1 protein-coding gene is annotated in these 540 nt (G+C 67.4%); it reads right to left on the bottom strand.

Annotated elements, in window-relative coordinates:
• Positions 1 to 154 precede the first annotated feature (154 nt).
• On the bottom strand, positions 155 to 540 hold a 386-nt coding region (locus IF67_RS0138475), incomplete at its 5' end, for a pectate lyase (protein WP_030993709.1).

The raw sequence follows: 540 nt of genomic DNA, 5'->3' as shown, positions 1-540 counted from the left end.
GCCTGGAACCGCTCGACGGTCGCCGCCCGGCACGCGGAACTCCTGTACCGCGCGGCGGCCGAGGCGTACCTGGCCAACATCGCCAACAACCCCTTCCACCAGGAATGGTGGACCGCCCGCCCGGAACTGCACCCGGTCCTGGCGGTGGAGTGAGCTAGTCGTAGCTGATGTCGGAGGGGGTGTAGCGGCAGGTGGTGGGGTCGGGGCCGGTGCCGAGTTCGGTGGGCTCCTTGCCGGTGTCGTTGCCGGTGAAGCGGGTGCAGGGCTTGATCTTCTTCTTGGTGTCGCCGTGCACGCGGACGTTCCGGAGTGACGCGGTGTCGCCGTAGTTGGCGTTGACACCGACGATCGACTTGCCGGGGGCGGTGATGTCGACGTCGTTGACGATGATCGTGCGCTTGTACTGCTTCTTGCAGTTGCCGCAGGAGCGGACCAGCTTGCCGAAGTCGGCGACCTGGAACCTGGTCACCACGAGCTTGCCGGCGCCGTTGAACTGGAAGACCTTGTCGGAGGCGCCCCGGGCTCCGCCGCCGTACACCG

This window comes from Streptomyces sp. NRRL S-1813, assembly GCF_000719605.1.
GTDB lineage: Bacteria > Actinomycetota > Actinomycetes > Streptomycetales > Streptomycetaceae > Streptomyces > Streptomyces decoyicus.
This window is presented reverse-complemented; position numbering and strand designations above follow the sequence as displayed.